Genomic DNA, 19,930 nt, shown 5'->3' with positions numbered 1-19,930 from the left:
CGCTATCACCGGCTTCGAGGAGCGCGACTGGACCAAACGCCCATGGGGCCGGTTGCGGGGCCAGAGCACCACTCTCCTCCCCCCTGAAAGAAAGAGGCCGCCGACACACGAAGTGCAGGCGGCCCAAGTCCAGGGAGGAAACGCCCCAAGAAGGGCTAGTTTTTACTTACTAGATCAGGAGAGTCGTGGGTATCCGGATGATACCGGAGGTTGTCATCGCGCTGACGGGTTCCATATCCCGACCGAGATACCGCCAGGTTACGCCGCCTGACGCTCCTCATACCCAACAAATTCCGTGACCTTCTCGGCATTGGAGTCGACCCACCCTGCCATCGGTCCTCCTCCTGCAACGACTGATCGAGCGGCGCGCCAACCCTCCTCGACACTAGGCGGCACGGCACAATGAGAGCCGCGGCTTGTAGGTGGCGATCTCAACTCGAATGTGTTGTTGGCGAAGGTGTTCTTCCAGGAACTCGTCGCCGAACCCCGCATGTTCGATCGCCGCCAAGAGCGGGACCTTCTCAGCGCCACATGGTCGGTGTGACAAGATGCGCGTCATCGGTTCGTTTCCGACCGAGAGCGCCAGGGCTTTGTGCAGCCTCATCGACATTGGGCGCAGGCTCGATTGCTGGCGCGTGGTCGAGCTGGATCACAGGAACCGCGGCGGGGTGTTCCGGAGCGCTGCGCTGATCGCGCGCGCAAGGGAAAGCGGAACTTGCCGAATCACTCGGCTGGTCAACGGGGTCGTGCATGTGGCAGCTCCGAGCCCTGAAGCGGCAATTACTAATCCCTTCCGAGACTAGGCGATATCAACTGCGTTAATCCATGCGCGATCTCGCCGCGTGCGGCCGATTCACCCGCAAGGCGGTGGACGACCGTGTGCTTGCCATCCGTTCGTGGCTGCTCGATGACGCCTCCCGCACTGCACGCGGAATCGTGATGGCCGTTCCGCCGGCATCAGCGCACGCGCGCGCCGACGCGGTCGAGCAGTGCCGCACCGGTGCGGATGCCATTGTAGAAGCAGTCGATCGTCATGTTCTCGTTGGGCGCGTGATTGGCCTCGTCGGCATTCGCATAGGGAACGACGAAGGCGGGAATGCCGAGTATCTTGGTGAAGACGTAGTCCGGCAGACTGCCGCCGGTGCACGGGAATTCGAGCGGCGTCACGCCCTGCGCAAGCGCAATCGCGTCGCGGATGATCGCGGCGAACGGCGAATCAAGTGGCACGCGCGACGGCAGCATGCCGCCGCGCCGGATGAACTCCACCTCCGGCGCATGGCGCTTCACATGCGCCTCCACCTTCGCCAACACGTCGTCCGGCGTCATCGCCTCGACCAGGCGGATGTCGCATTTGGCGAAGGCCTCGCAGGGCAGCACGGTCTTGCTGCCCGGTCCGCCATAACCGCCGTGCAAGCCGTTGATGGTCAGCGTTGGATGGAACATCAGACGTTCGTAGTAGCCGCGGTCGGGCGGCGCATCGAGATGGCTGAGACCGAGGCTCGCCTTGGCGGCATCGAGGTCCAGCGGCAGGCGCTTCACGGCAGCAATGTCCAGCTCGCTCGGCGGCACGATCGCATCATGCAGCCCCTCGATGGTGATCTCGCCCGCGGCATTCTTCATCGTCCCGAGCAGGTGGACCAACGTCCAGATCGGATTCGGCACGATGCCGCCGAGGTTGCCAGAATGCACGTCGCGGCTGGCGTGCTTCGCGCGCAGCTCGAACGAGCACATGCCGCGCACGCCATAGGTCATGGTCGGCCGCCCCGAGGGGTGCATCGGCCCGTCCGCGGTGACGACGAAATCGGCTTTCAGTTCATCGCGATGCTCAGCGACGAAATCGGCGATGCGCGGGCTGCCGATCTCCTCCTCGCCTTCGAGCAGAAAGATCACATTGCAGGGCAGCTCGCCATGCACTCGGAGATGGGACTCGATCGCCATGAGCTGCGCGAAATGTTGCCCCTTGTTGTCGCCGACGCCGCGGGCATAGATGCGGCCATCGCGGATGGTCGGCTCGAACGGCGGACTCAGCCACAGCTCCAACGGATCCGGCGGCTGCACGTCGTAGTGCCCGTAGAGCAGCACGGTCGGTGCGCCCGGCTTCTTCTGCCAGCGTCCGAGCACCATCGGATGCCCGGCGGTCGCGATCGCCTCGGCGTCGAGGCCCATCTCCTGCAGCATGGCGACCAGCAGTGCGGCGACCTCGGTGATGCCGATGTTGTGGGCGCTGATCGAGGGATGCCGGACATAGTCCATCACGCGGGCCAGGAAATCCTGCTTTTGATTCTCGATGTGAGCGAACACTGCCTTCAGGCCAGCAGATGGACGCGGCAGGCTACGCTCTTCATTCATGATGTCGGCTTTCGGCGCGTGCGGTGGACGGACAGGCTCATGTTCGATCGAATTGGACCGAAAAGCAAATCACGCGCGGAGCGAGCCCCGCGCGTGATCGATTGACCGCTCGATGCGGCGCGATGCTCAACCCTTGACGGCCGTGACCACGATCTCGATCAGCGCGCCGCCGCCGAGATCGGAGACGCCGACCGTGGCGCGAACCGGCAGGTCGTCGCCGAAGAACGCAGTCCAAGCCGCATCCATCTCCTTCTTCTTCGACAGGTCGGTGACGAATATCTGGCCGGAGACGACGCGCGACCTGTCGGTGCCAGCTTCCTTCAGGAAGCCGTCGATCTTGCCGAGGATGTTGCGGGTCTGCTCGCCCATCGACACCGAGGTATCGTCGGCGATGGTGCCGCCGATGAAGACGAAGCCGTTGGCCTCGACGATGCGGTGGTGGATGGCGGAGCGGATCTTGCGGGTGATGGTCATCATGTCCTCATGTGGATGGTGAAGGGATGGAGTTCTGAAAGCGCGCGATGCTGAGATCGCCGATGCGCGTCTGGGTGCCGCCGTGCGCGATGAGCTCGGCCATCACCGCGCCGGCGCCGGGGCCGAGCTGGAAGCCGTGCGCGGAGAAGCCGAACTGGTGATACAGCCCGTCGTGAACGGCGCTCGGCCCGAACACCGGAATGTCGTCGCGCATGCGCGCCTCGATGCCGGCCCAGGCGCGCACGATAGTCGCGCTGCGCATGACCGCGAACAGCTCCGCGACGGTGCGCGCGCTCTCCGACAGCTTGCGCCAGTCGAGCACGGTCTCGTTGCGGTCCTGATAGGGGATGGCGAGGTGTCCGCCGCCGATCAACACTGTGCCGTTCGGGAACTGCTTGAACGACAGCTTGCGGCCGCGCAGGATGACGACGGGATCGATGAAGTGCGCGACGGGAGACGTGATCATCAGCATCGGCGCGATGGTCTCGACCGGGACCGGCTCGCCGCACTGTTCCGCAATGCGGCCGGCCCAGGCGCCGGCGGCATTGACCAGCACCGGCGCGGCAAAGCTCTCAGGGCCGACGTCGACATGCCAGAGCTTGCCGTCCTTGCGGATGTTCGTCGCGGCCACGCCCTCGCGAATGAGCGCGCCGAGCTGCTCCGCCTTGCGGCGGAACGCCGTCGTGGTGCGCGCGGGCTGCGCCGCGCCGTCGCGCCGCGACACCACGCCGCCCGGACAGCTCTCCGCCACCGCCGGCACGAGGCGACGCAGTTCCGTGCCGTCGATCAGCTCCTCGTGGCCGAAGCCGCGCGCGTTGAGATCGGCGACGCGGGCGCGACAGGCGTCGAGCTCCGCGTCGTTCTCGGCGACCAGCACCTGGCCGAAGCTTTCGAAGCCGCAATCATCATCGACCAGGTCGCTGATGTTCTCCCAGATGCCCATCGAGCGGATCGACAGCGGAATCTCCGCGACGTCGCGCGCGAGCTGGCGCACGCCGCCGGCGTTGACACCGGAGGCGTGGCGGCCGGCATAGTCCTTCTCGATCAGCACGGGCTTGAGCCCTGCCAAGCACAGATGCAGCGCGGTGGAGCAGCCGTGAATGCCACCACCCACGATGATGGCATCCGTCTTCACCGTCATCCGCGCACCACGGCCTTGGTGGCCTCTTCGGTCTTCGGCAGGCCTGCGAGCTCCGACAGCATGATCGGCTTCACCGGCGCGCGCAGCCGGTAGTAGCCGATCTCCTGCGGGGTCTTGCCGCGCGCCTCGGCCATCAGCTCGGTGACGGTGAGGCCACACAGCCGCCCCTGGCACGGCCCCATGCCGGTGCGGCGATAGGCCTTGAGCTGGTTCGGCCCGGTGGCGCCGATCGCGACGGAGTCGAGCACGTCCTTGGCGCTGATCTCCTCGCAGCGGCATACGATGGTGTCGCCTTGCGGGATACGGAACTGCTTTGCCGGTTGGAACAGAACGTCGAGGAAGGTCCTGCCGCGCTCGGCGCGGGCCAGCTCCGCAGACCTATCGGTGACCTTTGCGTGCGGGCGAAGCGCCTTGATCGCATCCCCGGCCGCCCGCCGGCCGCGCACCACGGCCGCCTGCGCGCCGCCAATGCCGGCGCCATCGCCGGCAATGGCGATGCCGGGAATGGAGCTGTTACCAAGGGCATCCAGCACCGGAGTCCAGCACAGCTGCAGCTCGTTCCAGCGATGCTCGACACCGGCGGCCATCGCGAGATTCACATTGGGGACCACGCCCTGATGCAGCAGCAGCAACTCGGCCGCCAGCGTCTCGCGCTTGCCGCCCGCTGTGGCGTAGCTGACCGCCGAGAGCTTGCCCTCGCCCTCTGCCACGAGTTCGGTCACGCCGCTGGTGACGCGCACCTTCGCGCGCACCTCGCGCATCATCGCGAGCCCCTTGCCGAAATAGGGCGAGGTCAGGAACGCGAGGGCATGAGGCAGCGCCGCGATGTAGTTGGCGCGCGGGGTGGTGTCGAGAATGCGATCGATGCGGCCGCCGAGGCGCAGGATCTGCGCCGCGAGCAGCCACAGCAGCGGCCCCTGCCCGGCCAAAATCGTCGGGCCGTCAGGCACGAGGCCGGAGGATTTCAACATCGTCTGCGCCGCGCCCGCGGTCATCACGCCGGGCAGGGTCCAGCCGGGAATCGGGAACGGACGCTCCTGCGCTCCGGTCGCGATGATGACCCGCTTGGCCTTGATGAAGGCCGAGCCGCCGGCCACCGAGACGCCGATCTCGAGATTGCGATCGAGGCTCCACACCGTGGCGCGATGAATGATCTCCGCACCGCTGCCGCGCGCGGCTTTCACGAGCTGCTTGCCGGACCAATAGTCCGCGCCGAGCAGCGCTTCGCTCTTCAGAGGCGTCGCATCGATCGCACGCCAGACCTGGCCGCCAGGGCCGGCGTTCTCGTCGAGCAGCAGCGTCGACAGAGCGGCGCCAGCCGTCATCTCTGCAGCAGCGAGGCCCGCAGGACCGGCGCCGATCACCACGACGTCATATGCATCATGCTTCGGCGCGGCGCTCATTTGCCGATCTCCCGCTTGCCCTTCTGGACTTCGATCTGCATGCCCTCGGCGACAGGCACGAGACAGCCTTGCCGGTTACCGACTCCATCGATGGTGACGAGGCAGTCGAAGCACACGCCCATCATGCAATAAGGCAAGCGCCTCGCGCCGCTGACCGCGGTGGCGCGCCGGACGTCGAGGCCGGAGGCGAGCAGCGCCGCCGACACGGAGTCACCCTCGCGCGCGGCAACCGGCTGGCCCCCGACATGGATCGTCACCGATCCCCTCGCATCACCCTCAGTTCGTTTGAACATCATCGTCTCCATGGCGCCTTGCGCCGTCATCCCTCAGTAGTAGCCACTGCCGCCCGCTCCCGCTTCGCTGTCGAAGCGGCTGGCTGTGAATGCACCGACCAGCTCCGGCTCGAGCGCGCCGTCCTTGACCATGCGCGCGATGTCGAAAGCGTGGTTCGCCGCGAGCGTCACGCCGGAATGGCAGCAGGCGACGAAGGCGCCCGGGTGGCTCTCCGACTGCTCGTAGATCGGAAAGCCGTCCTTCGGCATCACGCGGATGCCGGTCCAGCTTCTGACGACGTTGAGCCGCGCCAGATGAGGGAAGGTGCGCTGGGCGCGATCGGCCATGACCGCGTTGATCGGATGGTTCTGCACGCGGTCGTCGAGCTCGTCCTCCTTGCTGTCGCCGATCATCACCGTGCCCTCGTCTGTCTGGCGGATCGTGGTCAACGGATGCGGCAGGAACGGCATCGTGCGCTCGGTCACGACGATCTGGCCGCGCGTCGGCCCCATCGGCGCCGACAGCCCGACCATCGGCGCCAGGGTCTGGTTGGCATTTCCCGCCGCGAGCACGACCTTCGCCGCGCGGATCTCGCCTTGCGCCGTCGTCAGCCTGAACTCATTGCCGTCCAGCGCGATCGCACCGACCGCACGCTCCGGCAGATAGTCGACGCCGAACTGCTTCATGCCGACGTGCAGGGCGCGGAAGGTGCGCAGCGAATTCACGTGACCGTCATAGGGGCAGAAGCTGCCGCCCGAGACCTCCGGGCCGATCAGCGGCAGCATCTTCTTCACCTCGGACGCCGGCAGCATCTCCATTTGATAGTCGGCGGCGCCGACCTGGTTGTGCATGCGCGCGACGAGCTGGGTGCGCTGCTCGTACTCGGCCTCGCCGAGGGTGAGATGAAAGCCGCCGTTCTGCTGCAGCACCACGTCGAGACCGGTCTGCGCCTTCAGCTCCTCGGCGAGCTTCGGCCACGCCTTGGAGCCGCGCACCGTCCAGCCGGTGTAGGCCGGCATGCCCAGGCCCTTGCTCTGCACCCACACCAGCGCGAAGTTGGCGCGCGAGGCACGCTTGGCGATGTCGCCCTCGTCGAGCACGGCGACGCGCTGGCCGAGCCGGCCGAGCCCCCAGGCAATCGCAGAGCCGAGCAGGCCGCCGCCGACGACGGCGACGTCATAGTCTCTCATCGTAGTATCTCCTATCGTCCTGCGTCGCCGCCTTTGGCGGTGAGCACGCGGTCGAGGCCATAGACGCGATCGAGCACGATCAGAACGGTCATGGTGATGGCGATGACGCTGGCCGACACCGACGTCACCAGCGGATCGATGTTGTCCTGGATGTAGAGGAACATGCGCACCGGCAAGGTCTCGGTGCCGGGCGTCGCCAGGAACACGGTCATGGTCAGATCGTCGAACGACTGGATGAAGGCGAGCATCCAGCCGCTCACGATGCCCGGCAGGATCGCGGGCAAGGTGACGCGGCGAAACATGGTCCAGCCGTCGGCACCGAGCGAGACCGCGGCCATCTCGATCGACCGGTCCATGCCGGTCGCGGCCGCAAGCGTCAGCCGCAGCGCGAACGGAAACACCACGACGACATGGGCGATCACCAGCGCCACGAAGGTGCCGCCGACGCCGACCGACGTGAAGAAGCGCAGGAAGGCGATGCCGAGCACGACGTGCGGGATCATCAAGGGCGACAGGAACAGCGCCGACAGCGCGTCACGGCCGCGGAAGCGATAGCGGCTGATCGCGAGCGCCGCCGGCACCGCGAACAAGAGTGCCACACACGACGACAGCGCGCCGAGCCACAGGCTCACGCCGAAGGCGTGGACGAATTCCGGATAGTCGGCGAGCGCCCTGAACCAGCGCAGCGAGAAGCTGGTGATCGGGATCGACAGAAAACCTTCGGGCGTGAACGCGACCCAGCACACGACGACGATCGGCGCCACCATGAAGACGACGAACACGGCATGGAAGATCAGCGCCAGAGGGCCGTTCCGGCTCATCGGAACACCTCCTGATAGCGGCGCTCGATCAGCGCGTTGGATCCGACGACGATCAGGACGAGCGCGATCAGCAGCAGCACGGCGACCGCGGCGCCGAGCGGCCAGTTCAACGTATTGAGGAATTCGTCATAGGCGAGCGTCGCCGCGACCTTGAGCCTGCGGCCGCCGATGATCGCCGGCGTCGCGAACGCGCTGGCGGACAGCGAGAATACGATGATGGCGCCCGACAGCACGCCCGGCATGATCTGCGGCAGCACGATGCGGCGGACCACCGTCAGCGAGCTTGCCCCCAGCGACAGCGCCGCATTCTCGACCTGCGGATCGAGCCGCTGCAGCGCGGTCCACACCGCGAGCACCATGAACGGCATCATCGCGTGCGCCAGCGCGATCACCATGCCGGTCTCGGTGAACATGAACCTGATTGGTGACTCGATCAGGCCTGATGTCATCAGGAGCTTGTTGGCGAGCCCGTTGTTACCGCCGAACAGGAGCGCCCAGCCGAGGGTGCGCGCAACGACCGAGATCAGCAGCGGGCCGATGATCACCAGCAGGAAGAGACCCTTCCACGGCCCCTGCATGCGGTTGAGGATATAGGCCTCCGGTACGCCGAACACCGCCGTGATCAAGGTCGCCAGCACCGCGACGCGGAAGGTGCGCCAGAACATCTCCGCGTAGTAGGGATCGTCCACGATCTCGCGCCAGTTCTTCAGGATGAAGACCGGCTCGATGCCCTTGTACTGGCCCCAATCGTGGAACGACAGCATCACGGTCATCGCCAACGGGATCACGACGACGCCCAGGAACAGCATCAAGGCCGGCAGCGCCAGCGAAAGGCCGGCGCGCGTCTCCGACGAGTTGGACGCGATGGTCGCGCTCATGCTGCAGCCTTCGCAGCGCGCAGGCTCATGTCCGAGACCTGCCAGACGAGATGCACCGCTGCGCCCTGCTCCGGCTGCGGCTGGCCGTCATTCTGCCGGATTACGATGGCGGGCCCGCATTCGGTGTCGCATTGGAACAGCCAGTGATTGCCCTGGAAGATGCGGCTCGTGATGCGCCCTGCAAGCCCGGCGTCGCCGAAGTTGATGCGCTCGGGCCGGACGCTGACGGCGACGGAGCCGGCCACGCCGGCCGGCGCCGGCGCACTCCACGATCCCGCGACCAGTCTGGCCTGCCCCCCGGTGTGGTCCACGGTCGCAGCAAACTCGTTGGTCTTGCCGAGAAACTGCGCGACGAAGGCGGAAGCCGGCTGCTCGTAGACCTGCTGCGGCGTGCCGATCTGCTCGATCCTGCCTTTGCTCATCACGACGATGCGGTCGGACAGCGACATCGCCTCGATCTGGTCATGGGTGACGAGGATGGTCGTGGTGCCGAGATCGCGCTGGATCTGGCGCAGCTCGATCTGCATGTCCTCGCGCAGGCGCGCATCGAGGTTGGACAGGGGCTCATCGAGCAGCAGCAGGCTCGGCCGGATCACCAGCGCGCGCGCGAGCGCAACGCGCTGCTGCTGGCCACCGGACATGCGGCGGGGATGACGGTCCTCATAGCCGGCAAGGCCGACCAGCGCGAGCGCCGATCGCACGCGCTCCTCGCGTTCCTTGCGTGCGACTTTGCGCATCTCCAGGCCGAACGCGACGTTCTCGGCGGCGGTCATGTGAGGAAACAGCGCGTAGCTCTGGAACACGATGCCGAGGCCGCGCTTCGCCGGTGGCACTGCGACGAGATCCCTGCCCTCGAGGCGGATCGCGCCGTGTGAGGGATCGAGGAAGCCCGCGATCATCTGCAACGTGGTGGTCTTGCCGCAGCCCGAGGGGCCGAGGAACGAGATGAACTCGCCCTTGGCGACGCCGAGGCTGAACTCTTCGACGGCCGCGTTGGGGCCGAAAGATTTGCCGACGCGATCGATCTCGAGGAAGGACATGCTTTGGATCCAGATGGGCGAGGAATACTGGCGCCCCGCGCACGGTGCACTTCCCTTCCCCCTTGCGGGGAAGGGAGAACACCGTCGTCAACGAGAGGCTCGCAACAAACGACCAGTCAGCGTTCGACTTCGCGATTCCAGCGCTTGGTCCATTCCTCGCGCTTTTCGTTGACCACGGTCCAATCGGGCGCATAGACCTTGGCGGCGCGTTCGCCGATCGGCGCCATCGCGCCCACGCCCTCGGGGACCACGACGGACTTCACGACCGGGCCATAGCCATATTCCTTCAGCATCGTGAGCTGGATCTTCGGATCGAGCAGCAGCTTGATGAAGCTCGAGGCCAGCGGCGAGACCGACGGCTTGGCGATCGGACACGCCGTCGTCAGCAGGCTCACGGCCCCTTCTTTCGGATAGACGAAATCGACCGGGAAGCCGGTGTTGGCAAAGCTCTGCACGCGACCGCTGCCCCACACCGCGATGACCGCCTGCCCCGATTGGAACAGCTCGGTCATCTTGCCGGGCGACGGCTCGTAGGCCAGCACGTTGGGATTGATGTCATTCTTGAAGATCTTGAAACCGGCATCGACATTGCTCTCGCTGCCGCCGTTCATCTTCGCCAGCATCAGGAGCACGTTGAGGCCGTAGGTGTTGTTGATCGGCGGAATGACGAGCAGCTGCTTGTATTTCGGATCCTTGAGATCGTTCCACGAGGTCGGCGCGGCCCAGCCTTTCTCGGCAAACACCTTCTTGTTGTACATCAGGCCGGTGGCGACGAGGCCAATGGCGATCGCCTTGTCGTCCTTGAAGCGCGCGACCTCCAGCAGATCGCCGGGCAGTCCGGTGACCTTGTCGCAGAAGCCGAGCTGGATCGCCTGGTACATCGGGCCGTCATCGACGATCGCGACGTCGATCTGCTGGTTGCCCTTCTGCGCCTGCAGCTTGGCGAGGGTGTCGGTGGAGTTGCCGGCGACGTATTCGACCTTGACGCCGTTGGCCTGCTCGAACGGCGGGATCACCTCCTCGCGGATCGTCTTCTCGAACGAGCCGCCATAGCCGGCGACATAGAGCGTCTTCTGCTGAGCCCAGACCTGCGAGGCAGAAGCCAGGATGGCGACACCGACCGCCATCAGGAAATTAGGGTGCTTCATCGGACCGATCTCCATCATCTTGGATACGAGACGGTATTAAAAAACCGCCCCAGGGAGATCGGCTTGCCCGATGGCATCCGCACCCCAGAAACCCGGAGCTGAAGCCTAAAAAACGAGCCTTCCCTCACCCTGCCAAAAAAGATCGCAGCAGAGACTTTGATCGTCCAATGAATAATGGCACCCTATTCATACGAAAATGTTATGGATGTGAGAACGTATGGCGCGGATCAACTCGCGGCAGGTCGAAGCCTTCCGGGCGATGATGCTGAGCGGCAGTGTGACGGAAGCCGCCAAACTGATGGCGGTGACCCAGCCGGCGGTCAGCCGGCTGCTGCGCGACCTGCAGGCGCTGCTCAAGATGGAGCTGTTCGAGCGCCGCGGCACCGGCCTGGTGCCGACCGCGGCAGCGACGGCGCTCTACATGGAGGTCGAGCGCTCCTTCGTCGGGCTCGATCGCATCACCGCGGCCGCTGAGGAGATCCGTGGCCGGCGCACCGGGACGCTGCGCATTGCCGCGCTCCCCGCGCTCGCCAATGGCTATCTGCCGCGGCTCGCAGGCCACTTCCTGCAGGAACGGCCGAACCTCAACCTCGCCTTCTTCGGCGTGATCTCGCCGATCGTGATCGACTGGGTGCTGAACGCGCAATGCGACGTCGGCTTTGCCGAGGTGCCGATCGCCCATGCCGGGCTGCCGAGCATCAAGCTGCCGGCGCTGCCGCGCGTCGCCGTTCTCCCCGCAGGCCATCCGCATTGCGCGAAGACGATCTTGGTGCCGCGCGACTTCGAGGGGGAGACCTTCATCTCGCTCTCGTCAGGCTCCACCAGCCGGCATCTGATCGATCAGATCTTCCATCGCGAGGATGTCAGGCGCGTGCTGCGGGTCGAGACGACGCTGTCGGAAATCATGTGCGGGATGGTGTCGTCGGGATTGGGCGTCTCGATTTGCGATCCGTTCACCGCGCGCGAATTCGACGGCCGTGGCGTGGTGATGCGGCCATTCATGCCGCGCATCGATTTCGAATTCGCCGCGGTGTTCCCACCGCAGCGCAGCCCCTCGCCGGTGGCGCTGGACCTCGTCGAGTCGGTGCGACAGGCCCTGGAAGAGCTCGGCCGAGCATCGATCCCTGGAGAAACCGATGAAGGTTAGCTGGGCGAACCTAGAACCCGCTGATTGAGCGGCGTGTGATCTGCTCCTTGCTGAGAGCCACCAAGGCCGACGCCCTCGCCACGGACCAGAACGCGGGAATGCTTGTGATTGAGAGTCTGCCGGTTTACGGGCTCATTTCCTGCCGCGCGCCCCGAGGCTCATAGAACAAGGGACCGACAGGAATCTCCAAGAACGTCTCGTTTTGCCGCTGGATGAGCAGTGCATCCAGTCCTTGCTTCTGCGCCAGCGCCTTGCCTTGCTCCGGACCGAGAACCATGAGCGCAGTGGCCCAGGCATCGGCGTCCATGCAGCTAGCGGCAACGACTGAAACTGACGCAATTCCATTTTCTACCGGACCGCCGCGCGATCGGTCCATCGTATGAGAGAGGCGCTTTCGCCCGATATCGACCCAGCGCCGATAGTCGCCCGACGTCGCGACCGCCGCATCACGCAATTCGATCACGCCGAGCGGACCGCGCCGTTCATAGTCAGGCGCTTCCACCGCTACGCGCCACGAGGCTCCGTCTGCCTTGGCGCCCCGCGCTTTCAACTCTCCATCAAGCCCGACCAGCGCATTGGAGACGCCGAAGATCTCAACCACACGCATCATCTCGTCCACGGCAAAACCCTTGGCGATGCCCGAAAGATCGAGGGCGAAGTGGCTATGTTTGCGCGCCCTTCGTCCCGGCACATCCAGTTCAAGAACAGTGTGGGTTGGTGGCATCCGCTCGCGAAGAGCCGCGCGAAGCGCTTGCGCGTCTGGCGCCGAACTGGGAGGTCCGAAACCCCAGGCATTGACGAGACTTCCGAGGCCGACGTCAAAGGCGCCGCCCGAGGCGCGTCCGATTGCAACTCCCCGCTCCAAAACCCGCATGAGTTCAATCGGCAAGGATTCCCAGGTGCCCGGCGACGCTGCATTGAGACGCATCAGGTCGCTGTCCGGCTTCCATGTGGACATCTGATGGTCGACGCAATCGACGGCGTGAGCCAATGCGGCTTCCAGCGCGGCAAGATCGGTCGACGGCGGTGCATAGAGCAGCGCCGACCAGCGCGTTCCCATGGTGGCGCCGCTCAATACATGACGGAGCAGGTCAGTAGACATCTTCAACATACCTCCCTTGGGCTTTGAGTGCGACAGGATCCAGACCGAGGGGCGCCAATACGTCCGCCACCGCCTGCATGACGTCCGCTGCCATGTCGCGCCCGCCACAGACCATGACCTGCGCTCCGTTGGCGACGAGTGCGCGCAGGCGATCGGCGTCATCGCGCAGGCGATCCTGCACATAGCCGCCGCCTTTCACGCGCGAGAAGGCAGTGGTGAGGCTCGTCAGTCGTTTCTCACCCAGCCAGCCATCGATTTCGTGCTCATAAAGAAAGTCCGAGGCTGGATCGCGCCCGCCGAAATAGAGATGCATCGGCCGGCGCCCGCCGTTGGCACGAACAAATCCTGCCAGCGGACCGATGCCGGTGCCGGCGCCGATCAGGATCACCGGTTTTCGTCCATGTGAAGGACGGAAAGCTGGGTTTGCCTTCAAGAAGGCCTCGACCCTGTCGCCCGGCTGAAGGCCGTGAAGCAGACCGGAGCAAAGTCCGCCCGGACGCTTGCGGACGCAGATTTCGACGAAGCCATCACGGGTCGAACTTGCCAACGAATAGTAGCGCGGCAAGTTGCAGTCCGGCGGCAGAATCGCGATCAAGTCGCCTGCGGCGAAGCGCGGCCAGGCATGCCCTGTGAGGCGCGCGAACATGCCGCTTCTTGGCAGCGCGAAGCGCAGCACACAGGTTGGCGCCTGCACCTCCGCGCCGTAATCGACGCGTTCGATGAGCGTCAGCGTATGAGTACGCGGCCGCTCCGGCACATGTATCAGCACAAGGTCTTCACCCATGACATCCGACAGGGCCTCGCCCCACCGTGCAAACTCTTGCCCGGACTGGCGGTCGATCGTGTCCAGCGGCATCAACGATCTCGAGCCTTTGCGCGCCAGGGCCGCTTCGACGTCGCGGGCGAATTGACAGAATTGCGGGAATTGCCGATCACCGAAGCCGAGGACTGCGACCGGAAAAGGCAGTGGCGCGGAGATCGCGTCGAGGCGTTTGAGGAACGCGCCGGCCGTCGCCGGTGCTGCGCCGTCGCCGTAGGTTGCCGTCAGCAGGAACATGCGCTGCGTCGACGGATAGGATCGTAACAAGCTGTCCATCGGAGCGACGTGAATCCTGTGCCCGTTGGCCGTCAGCGCGGCATGCAGCGTGCGGGCGAAGCCCCATGTGCTGCCGCCCTCGCTGCCGACCAGGATCACGGTGTCGGCATCTTGGGCGGGAACGTTGTCGGTGATGGGAGCGTGAGCGTGCTTCCTGCTCGACCACACCACGGCTCCGCTTAACCCGAGCAGCGGCACGCCGAGGGCGCTGACGCCGAGCAGCAATCCAAGCCACCAGAGCCCTTGCCCGGTGTGCAGCATGTAGATGAATTCGTAGATCTGCCGGGTGACCGAATTGTCCTGCCAACCCAGCAGCTCTCCACTGACCGGGTCGACGTAGCCCTCGCCTGCAGCCGTGGCCAGCTGGAAGAGATCGTTCGGATTCGCGGGGTTGGGAAACGTCAATTCACGCAGTTGGGAAAGATCGATGCCGCGCAAAGCCTGAATTTGCTCGACCGGAAGAGCTTGGCCGCGGCTTGTCACGCTCGGAAATGCGGACACCTGTGCCGTGCCGTCCGGGATCAGTCCGAACGTCGTGAGCGACAGATACAGCGCCGTCATCGCCGACAGCACGAGCCCGAAGGCCACCAGCCGACCGAGATCGGTATGCAGGCGTTGCATGCCGCCGCCGCGGGAGCAGCCGAGAATGTGCCGCCACCCGCCCATGCGCCGGGCCGTCATCTGCAGACCTGACAGCGTCAGGACAAGCATCGCGAATGCGCTCGCGCCTGCGGCCATGCGTCCGCCATCGCTCAGAAAGAACGAGCGGTGCAGGTTTGTCATCCAGCTCTCGAACGGGGAGCGCACGTAGTCCGAAACCGGCTTGCCGCTGGAAGGGTCCACCACGCTCGCGGCCGGGCCCGCTGGTCCGGAGTAGAAGGCGACGACCTTGCCGGAGGTCAGTCGCTTGATCTGCTCGACGCCAGGATATCTGTGGGCGATCCGGCCGGCGAGGTCGGCGACGCTAATGCTGTCTGGCGATATCGCACCAGCTCTTTCCCAAGCCGGGATCACCGACAGCACCGCTCCGCTCAGGACAAGCACCATCAGCGGCAGGACGACGGCAAAGGCCAGGCCCCTATGAATCCAGCGCAGCATCACACCCATCCTAAGGCTACATGTCGTAAGCGAACGAGCGGATGTAGGTGCGCCCTGCCAGCGGCCGGCCCGCGCCCGCGGATGTCAGCGGAACGACCACCTCGGACGGGCTGTCGCGCATGTCCTCGGCGGCGGCGTCGATATGCAGCTTGTAGCCCGCATCGAAGAGCGCATCCGCAAGATCGAGCGTGATTTTCAGCGTACGGCCGGCTCCGACGCTTGCGCCGGTGATGCCGTTGATATCGGCAAGGTTTCCACGAGAACTGCGCTCCCAGCCGCTGAGATGGCTGTAATATTTGGACTTGGAGCCCGCCATCCACAGCGTGCCTTTGTAAGCTCCGGTCGCGTCGGTCACGTAGAGCGCCAAATACGCGCCGTTCCCGCCGTAGTTGTTGAGCGTCGTGGTCAACGTGACGGGTCGCGCCATGGCCAGCCCGGGGGCGGTCAGCGCGGTGGTCAGGGCAAGGGCGGCAATCATCGATCTCATTTCTGTCTCCGACAGTGGCGTTTCTATCGCGCCATAACTGAATGGCGCGGCTGACGTGCTCCTGAAGGCCGATCCGATTCTGCTTCAGGTCGCCGTCAGGTTGGCGCTCTCTGCAAAAGCAAACGCCCCGCACGACGCGGGGCGCGCTAGAACGCGATGTCGCGTTCGCTCGATTCAGGCGATGTCCGTCGGTCGGGCCAGCCTTTTGCGTCCCACGATGCTCGTCGCTTCCGGACCGCTATTGAACTTGGACCTTGGGGGCCGTGCCGCCCTGAATAAGTCCGTTGGGGGGCGGCGCCGAAGGCGCGGCTGCTCGTCCTGGTCCCGACTGATCGCCTCGCCGGTCTCGGTCACCTTCATCATGATCCTTGTCGTGCTCTCCGCGTTTTTGCTTCACGCGGATCACAGCCAGAGATGCAGGATCAACCTTTGCCTCGATGGCGCGACCGCCTTCGTCCTGTCCCCTGATCTCATAGCATCCATCGTCGATCTTGATTCTGCGCACGGTCCAGCCGCGCGCTTTCGCCATTTGTTCGACCGCTTCGCGCGGCTGCCATTGCGCCATGGGCGCGCTGCAATCGTCATCATCGGCCAGCGCCATGCCGGGGGTCAGCGCCCCCAGCAGAATGGCGGCAATCAACACTGTCCTCTTCACGTTCTCTTGCTCCCGCTTCAAGGCTCCTGCCTGCCTTCTTCTTGAGCCGGTTTCCTGACGTTGACCTGAAGACGCCGCGACTTTTGCTTCAGGTCAACGTCAGAATCTCCTCTATGATTATCTCTAACCTCACAGGTCGACGGGGTGCGCGGAATGACCCGATGCGGATATTGCTGATCGAAGACGACACGATTCTGGGGGCGGCAGTACGCGACCAGATTGTGTCGGATGGCCATTCCGTGGACTGGGTGACCCGCTTGGATGCGGCACGGGAATATCTTGGCACCGCGGCCTATGACCTCTTGCTCCTGGATCTCATGCTGCCGGACGGCCGCGGTATCGGACTGCTGCGCGATCGACGCGCCAAGGGAGACGTGACGCCGGTCATCATCCTAACGGCGCTTGATCAATTGTCCGACCGGATCGAAGGGCTCAACGCCGGCGCAGACGATTACATGATCAAGCCCTTCGATCTCTCGGAGCTTACGGCGCGGCTGAATGCCGTCGCTCGCCGCTATGCCGGCAATCCGAACCCGCTCATCCGAATTGGCGATCTTCAGATCGACCTGGCCGCTCGGTCGATGACGCGTGCAGGAAAGAGCATCGCCCTGACAGCGCGGGAATGGGTGCTGCTCGAGGCTTTCTTGCAGCGTCCACGGCAGGTCTTGTCCAAATCGCTGCTCGAGGAACGGCTCTATTCCTTCGGCGAAGAGATCGAGAGCAACACCATCGAAGTCCATGTCAGCCGGCTTCGCAAGAAGCTCGGACACGCCGTCATTGAGACCGTGCGAGGTCTCGGCTATCGGCTGGGAACTGCCTCATGAAAGGCCCGCGTAGTCTGCAGTGGCAGATCTCGCTGTGGCTCGGGCTCGGCGTCGCACTCCTCTGGATTGTTGCAGCCGTCGTGACCGGCCAAAGGCTGCGTCACGAAATGAACGAAGTATTCGATAGCGCGCTCGAGGAAACGGCTCAGCGGATTCTTCCACTTGCGGTGCTCGAGATCCTTGGCCGTGAGGCAGACGGCACGTCTCAGCGTATCGCTACGCTGAGGCAGCACGACGAGTACTTCACTTATGTGGTCCGTGACGAGCGCGGCACCGTCCTGCTGCGCTCGCACGGCGCCGACGACGCGATCTTTCCTCCTTTCTCCAGAATGGGGTTTGTCGACACCCCAACCCATCGAATCTACTTCGACACTGCAGTGCGAGGCACGATGACGATCGCGGTGGCGGAGCTGCTGACACATCGCCGCGAGGTCGCGAACCAGGCGCTCCTCGGGCTTGCCTGGCCGTTGGGATTGCTCATTCCCCTCAGTCTTCTCGCCGTATGGGGCGTCGTGCGCGTTTCGATGACCCCGGTCAGGCGCCTACGAAGCGACATTGAAGCGCGCGGCACCGGCGATCTGTCGTCGGTTCCAGCCGCGGGACTGCCCTCCGAGATCGGACCGATCGCCGACGCCGTGAACGGCCTCCTGGAGAAGCTTCGACGCGCCCTGGAAGCTGAGCGAAGTTTCACGGCCAATTCCGCGCACGAACTCCGTACACCGGTGGCTGCCGCGCTCGCGCAGACGCAACGGCTCATCGCCGAGACCAGGGACACCGCGGCCCGAACCCGGGCCCAGCAGATCGAGGTGGCGCTGCGGCGGCTTTCGCAATTGTCTGAAAAGTTGATGCAACTCGCGAAGGCGGAGGGTGGACGGCTTCAGGGCAAGGAGACGACCGACATCGCATCGGTTCTGAAACTGGTCGTCGGGGAGATGATGCGCGATCCGGCTGCGGCCAGTCGGCTCGCCGTCAACATTCCTGTTACGCCGGTCCTTTTCGATATCGATACAGATGCCTTTGCCATTCTAGCGCGCAATCTCATCGAGAACGGCCTCAAGCACGGAGCGCCCGACGCGCCGGTCGCTGTAGCTCTTTCCAACACTGGCGTGCTGACCGTTACAAATGAGGGAACAGCCGTTCCGCCGGAGTTGCTGGAACGCTTGTCTCGTCCGTTCGAGCGTGGCAGCACCGATGCCGACGGCTCGGGGTTGGGCCTCGCCATTGCAAAAGCCATCGCCTCCGGCGTCGGGGCCGAGCTTGTCCTGACATCCCCTTTGCCTGGAGCGCAGGGCGGCTTCCAGGCGAGGTTTTCCGCGCCGTGAGTTCATGGGCGGCTCGTCTATGGTTTTTCGAGGAATTGGGAGCAGATTGGGATGTGGCAACTGGGGCCAACTAGCAGGCGGGCGGCGAATCACGCGCGCGTGGCGGCCAGCTCTTCGAGAACCGCTACGGTAGCTGTCGGGCTTCGGCTCTCGGCGGCGTCATCTGATTGGCCACCTCGGCGCGCGCGAGTGGCGCATCCTGGCTCCCCAACGGTCCGCAGGTCACGGCGAAGGGTCGCTCCGTCGTTGCGGAAAAACGACGCGAGGTGCCGACACCCAGGCGTCTGATCCGTGTCGCCCATACCGCTGGTCGGCGCCGATCCAGAGGACAAGAGTTGGGACGCCGGAGCGAACGCTCGCGGCCGTGGTGCCGGAGGTGCACCCCGACAGCACTAATCAACGTTCAAAGACATTGGGGCTGGACGCCACCGAAGATCGCGGCTGGCTAGCCGTACGTCCCCTGGTTCGCCTGTCAAACTATTGAGAGCAGACTGTCGAAAAACACCGACTGAAAAACCGTTAGTTTTTCAACCTCAGACGGTGTTCCGGCATAAGTCTTTGAAAGGCTTGGTGGGCGCACTAGGGCTCGAACCTAGGACCCGCTGATTAAGAGTCAGCTGCTCTACCAACTGAGCTATGCGCCCGGATCTTGCATCCGGAGAAAGCCTTCCGCGAGAGCCGGTCGTTTAGCAAAGCGATTCCAGGATGTCCAGCGATCCCTGAGCATTTTTCGGCACTTTCGATGCAGAAAAACCGCCGGCGGGCGGCGGTTTTCCCCAAATGAAATCAGAAGGATCGTCAAACGGCTGTCAAAGCCGCCCGGACTCGCGTTCCTCCTCGGACCAGCCCATGTGGCCCATCGGTCCCGGGCCGAAGCGATGCTCGCCGAAGCGCGGACCATCCTCCATGCCGCCCTCGCCGCGCTCCATCCAGCGGTGATGGCGCGGACCGTCCGGTCCCATCATGCGCCCCATCGGCCGGGTCAGCATCGACAGCCGGCGCTTCTGGCCGTCGTCGAGCGTCTTGTAGAGCGGGTCGGCGGCGTCGGCGACCTTCTTCATCGCATCCGCCGTGACCGCCATGGTGTCGGCACGCTCGCGCAGCCGCGCCACCGGATCGACATCCTTGTCCTGCGCCTCGTCGGCTGCCTTCATCCGCGCGTTGGCACGATCGAACCGCAGCTTGACGAGATCGCGCACCGCGCTCTCGACCGGCGGCCACAATTTCTCCTGCTCCGCCGTCAGCTTCAGGCCGGCATGGACGGAAGCGATGCGCGCATCGAGCATGGCGGCGCGATCTTCCGGATTCATGCGCGCATGATGCATGTGATCATGAAACCAGCCGCGCTGGGCGTAGACCGCGGTCGAGCCGGCGATGGCGAGCACGGCGACTGCGGCGATGGTGAACCTTCTCATGCCAACCTCCTTGGAAACTCGGATCAGCATGAGCCTGCCGTTCCGCGCCTTCAACTTACAGTTTGGA

19 protein-coding genes and 1 tRNA gene are annotated in these 19,930 nt (G+C 64.8%); 3 read left to right on the top strand and 17 right to left on the bottom strand.

Annotated elements, in window-relative coordinates:
* Nucleotides 1-385: 385 nt before the first annotated feature.
* The 11 genes from QX041_RS16970 to QX041_RS16920 all read right to left on the bottom strand — a co-directional run bounded on the left by QX041_RS16970 (nt 386) and on the right by QX041_RS16920 (nt 10,717).
* Nucleotides 386-610 carry a hypothetical protein gene (locus tag QX041_RS16970; protein ID WP_316166032.1) on the bottom strand — a complete coding sequence of 75 codons (225 nt, stop codon included), beginning with the start codon at nt 608-610 and terminating at the stop codon, nt 386-388.
* Between the two features lie 347 nt (nt 611-957).
* Nucleotides 958-2,349 (bottom strand): M20/M25/M40 family metallo-hydrolase, encoded by a 1,392-nt coding sequence (locus QX041_RS16965; RefSeq protein WP_316166031.1) that lies wholly within the window; start codon nt 2,347-2,349, stop codon nt 958-960.
* A 126-nt stretch (nt 2,350-2,475) separates the two neighbouring features.
* Nucleotides 2,476-2,823 carry a RidA family protein gene (locus QX041_RS16960; RefSeq protein WP_315752792.1) on the bottom strand — a complete coding sequence of 116 codons (348 nt, stop codon included), beginning with the start codon at nt 2,821-2,823 and terminating at the stop codon, nt 2,476-2,478.
* Nucleotides 2,824-2,830: 7 nt separating this feature from the next.
* A complete protein-coding gene (locus QX041_RS16955) occupies nt 2,831-3,964 on the bottom strand; it encodes an FAD-dependent oxidoreductase (RefSeq protein WP_316166029.1) in 1,134 nt (377 codons plus the stop codon).
* Nucleotides 3,961-5,367, bottom strand: coding sequence for an FAD-dependent oxidoreductase (locus QX041_RS16950; RefSeq protein ID WP_316166028.1), 1,407 nt, complete (start codon nt 5,365-5,367; stop codon nt 3,961-3,963). Before QX041_RS16950 ends, QX041_RS16955 begins: the two co-directional genes overlap by 4 nt.
* On the bottom strand, nt 5,364-5,660 hold the full coding sequence (locus tag QX041_RS16945) for a (2Fe-2S)-binding protein (RefSeq protein ID WP_315713257.1): 297 nt from the start codon (nt 5,658-5,660) through the stop codon (nt 5,364-5,366). The genes QX041_RS16950 and QX041_RS16945 overlap by 4 nt, the downstream gene beginning before the upstream one ends.
* Nucleotides 5,661-5,693: 33 nt before the next feature.
* Nucleotides 5,694-6,830, bottom strand: coding sequence for an FAD-dependent oxidoreductase (locus QX041_RS16940; protein ID WP_316166026.1), 1,137 nt, complete (start codon nt 6,828-6,830; stop codon nt 5,694-5,696).
* Between the two features lie 11 nt (nt 6,831-6,841).
* Entirely contained in the window at nt 6,842-7,651 is an 810-nt protein-coding gene (locus tag QX041_RS16935; protein ID WP_316166024.1) for an ABC transporter permease, read from the bottom strand.
* Nucleotides 7,648-8,529, bottom strand: a complete 882-nt coding sequence (locus QX041_RS16930; RefSeq protein ID WP_315713263.1) for an ABC transporter permease — start codon at nt 8,527-8,529, stop codon at nt 7,648-7,650. The genes QX041_RS16935 and QX041_RS16930 overlap by 4 nt, the downstream gene beginning before the upstream one ends.
* Entirely contained in the window at nt 8,526-9,569 is a 1,044-nt protein-coding gene (locus QX041_RS16925; protein ID WP_316166023.1) for an ABC transporter ATP-binding protein, read from the bottom strand. The genes QX041_RS16930 and QX041_RS16925 overlap by 4 nt, the downstream gene beginning before the upstream one ends.
* 116 nt (nt 9,570-9,685) lie before the next feature.
* Complete coding sequence (locus tag QX041_RS16920; protein WP_316166022.1) at nt 9,686-10,717, bottom strand: ABC transporter substrate-binding protein; 1,032 nt, start codon at nt 10,715-10,717, stop codon at nt 9,686-9,688.
* A 217-nt stretch (nt 10,718-10,934) separates the two neighbouring features.
* Between QX041_RS16920 and QX041_RS16915 the strand changes: the two genes are divergently transcribed.
* Nucleotides 10,935-11,864 carry a LysR substrate-binding domain-containing protein gene (locus QX041_RS16915; RefSeq protein ID WP_315752780.1) on the top strand — a complete coding sequence of 310 codons (930 nt, stop codon included), beginning with the start codon at nt 10,935-10,937 and terminating at the stop codon, nt 11,862-11,864.
* 124 nt (nt 11,865-11,988) lie between these two features.
* Here the strand turns inward: QX041_RS16915 and QX041_RS16910 are convergent, their stop codons facing one another.
* From QX041_RS16910 to QX041_RS16895, 4 genes are all read right to left on the bottom strand, one after another.
* Complete coding sequence (locus tag QX041_RS16910; RefSeq protein ID WP_316166020.1) at nt 11,989-12,975, bottom strand: FAD:protein FMN transferase; 987 nt, start codon at nt 12,973-12,975, stop codon at nt 11,989-11,991.
* Nucleotides 12,956-15,160, bottom strand: a complete 2,205-nt coding sequence (locus QX041_RS16905; RefSeq protein ID WP_316166018.1) for a PepSY domain-containing protein — start codon at nt 15,158-15,160, stop codon at nt 12,956-12,958. Before QX041_RS16905 ends, QX041_RS16910 begins: the two co-directional genes overlap by 20 nt.
* 16 nt (nt 15,161-15,176) lie before the next feature.
* Nucleotides 15,177-15,647, bottom strand: a complete 471-nt coding sequence (locus QX041_RS16900) for a DUF2271 domain-containing protein (protein ID WP_315752777.1) — start codon at nt 15,645-15,647, stop codon at nt 15,177-15,179.
* A gap of 238 nt (nt 15,648-15,885) precedes the next feature.
* Nucleotides 15,886-16,323 carry a PepSY domain-containing protein gene (locus QX041_RS16895; RefSeq protein WP_315752776.1) on the bottom strand — a complete coding sequence of 146 codons (438 nt, stop codon included), beginning with the start codon at nt 16,321-16,323 and terminating at the stop codon, nt 15,886-15,888.
* A gap of 140 nt (nt 16,324-16,463) precedes the next feature.
* Between QX041_RS16895 and QX041_RS16890 the strand changes: the two genes are divergently transcribed.
* Together QX041_RS16890 and QX041_RS16885 are read left to right on the top strand one after the other, a co-directional pair.
* Nucleotides 16,464-17,126, top strand: a complete 663-nt coding sequence (locus tag QX041_RS16890) for a response regulator transcription factor (RefSeq protein ID WP_315713274.1) — start codon at nt 16,464-16,466, stop codon at nt 17,124-17,126.
* Nucleotides 17,123-18,448 (top strand): ATP-binding protein, encoded by a 1,326-nt coding sequence (locus QX041_RS16885; protein ID WP_316166015.1) that lies wholly within the window; start codon nt 17,123-17,125, stop codon nt 18,446-18,448. The genes QX041_RS16890 and QX041_RS16885 overlap by 4 nt, the downstream gene beginning before the upstream one ends.
* Before the next feature lie 568 nt (nt 18,449-19,016).
* Here the strand turns inward: QX041_RS16885 and QX041_RS16880 are convergent.
* Both QX041_RS16880 and QX041_RS16875 read right to left on the bottom strand, forming a co-directional pair.
* A tRNA-Lys gene (locus QX041_RS16880) sits at nt 19,017-19,092 on the bottom strand.
* Nucleotides 19,093-19,257: 165 nt separating this feature from the next.
* On the bottom strand, nt 19,258-19,863 hold the full coding sequence (locus tag QX041_RS16875) for a Spy/CpxP family protein refolding chaperone (RefSeq protein ID WP_316166014.1): 606 nt from the start codon (nt 19,861-19,863) through the stop codon (nt 19,258-19,260).
* Between the last annotated feature and the right edge of the window lie 67 nt (nt 19,864-19,930).

The sequence above is a fragment of the Bradyrhizobium sp. SZCCHNRI2009 genome, from assembly GCF_032485115.1.
GTDB lineage: Bacteria > Pseudomonadota > Alphaproteobacteria > Rhizobiales > Xanthobacteraceae > Bradyrhizobium.
Note: the sequence above shows the minus strand (reverse complement) of the source record. Positions and strands in the feature narration are given on the sequence as shown.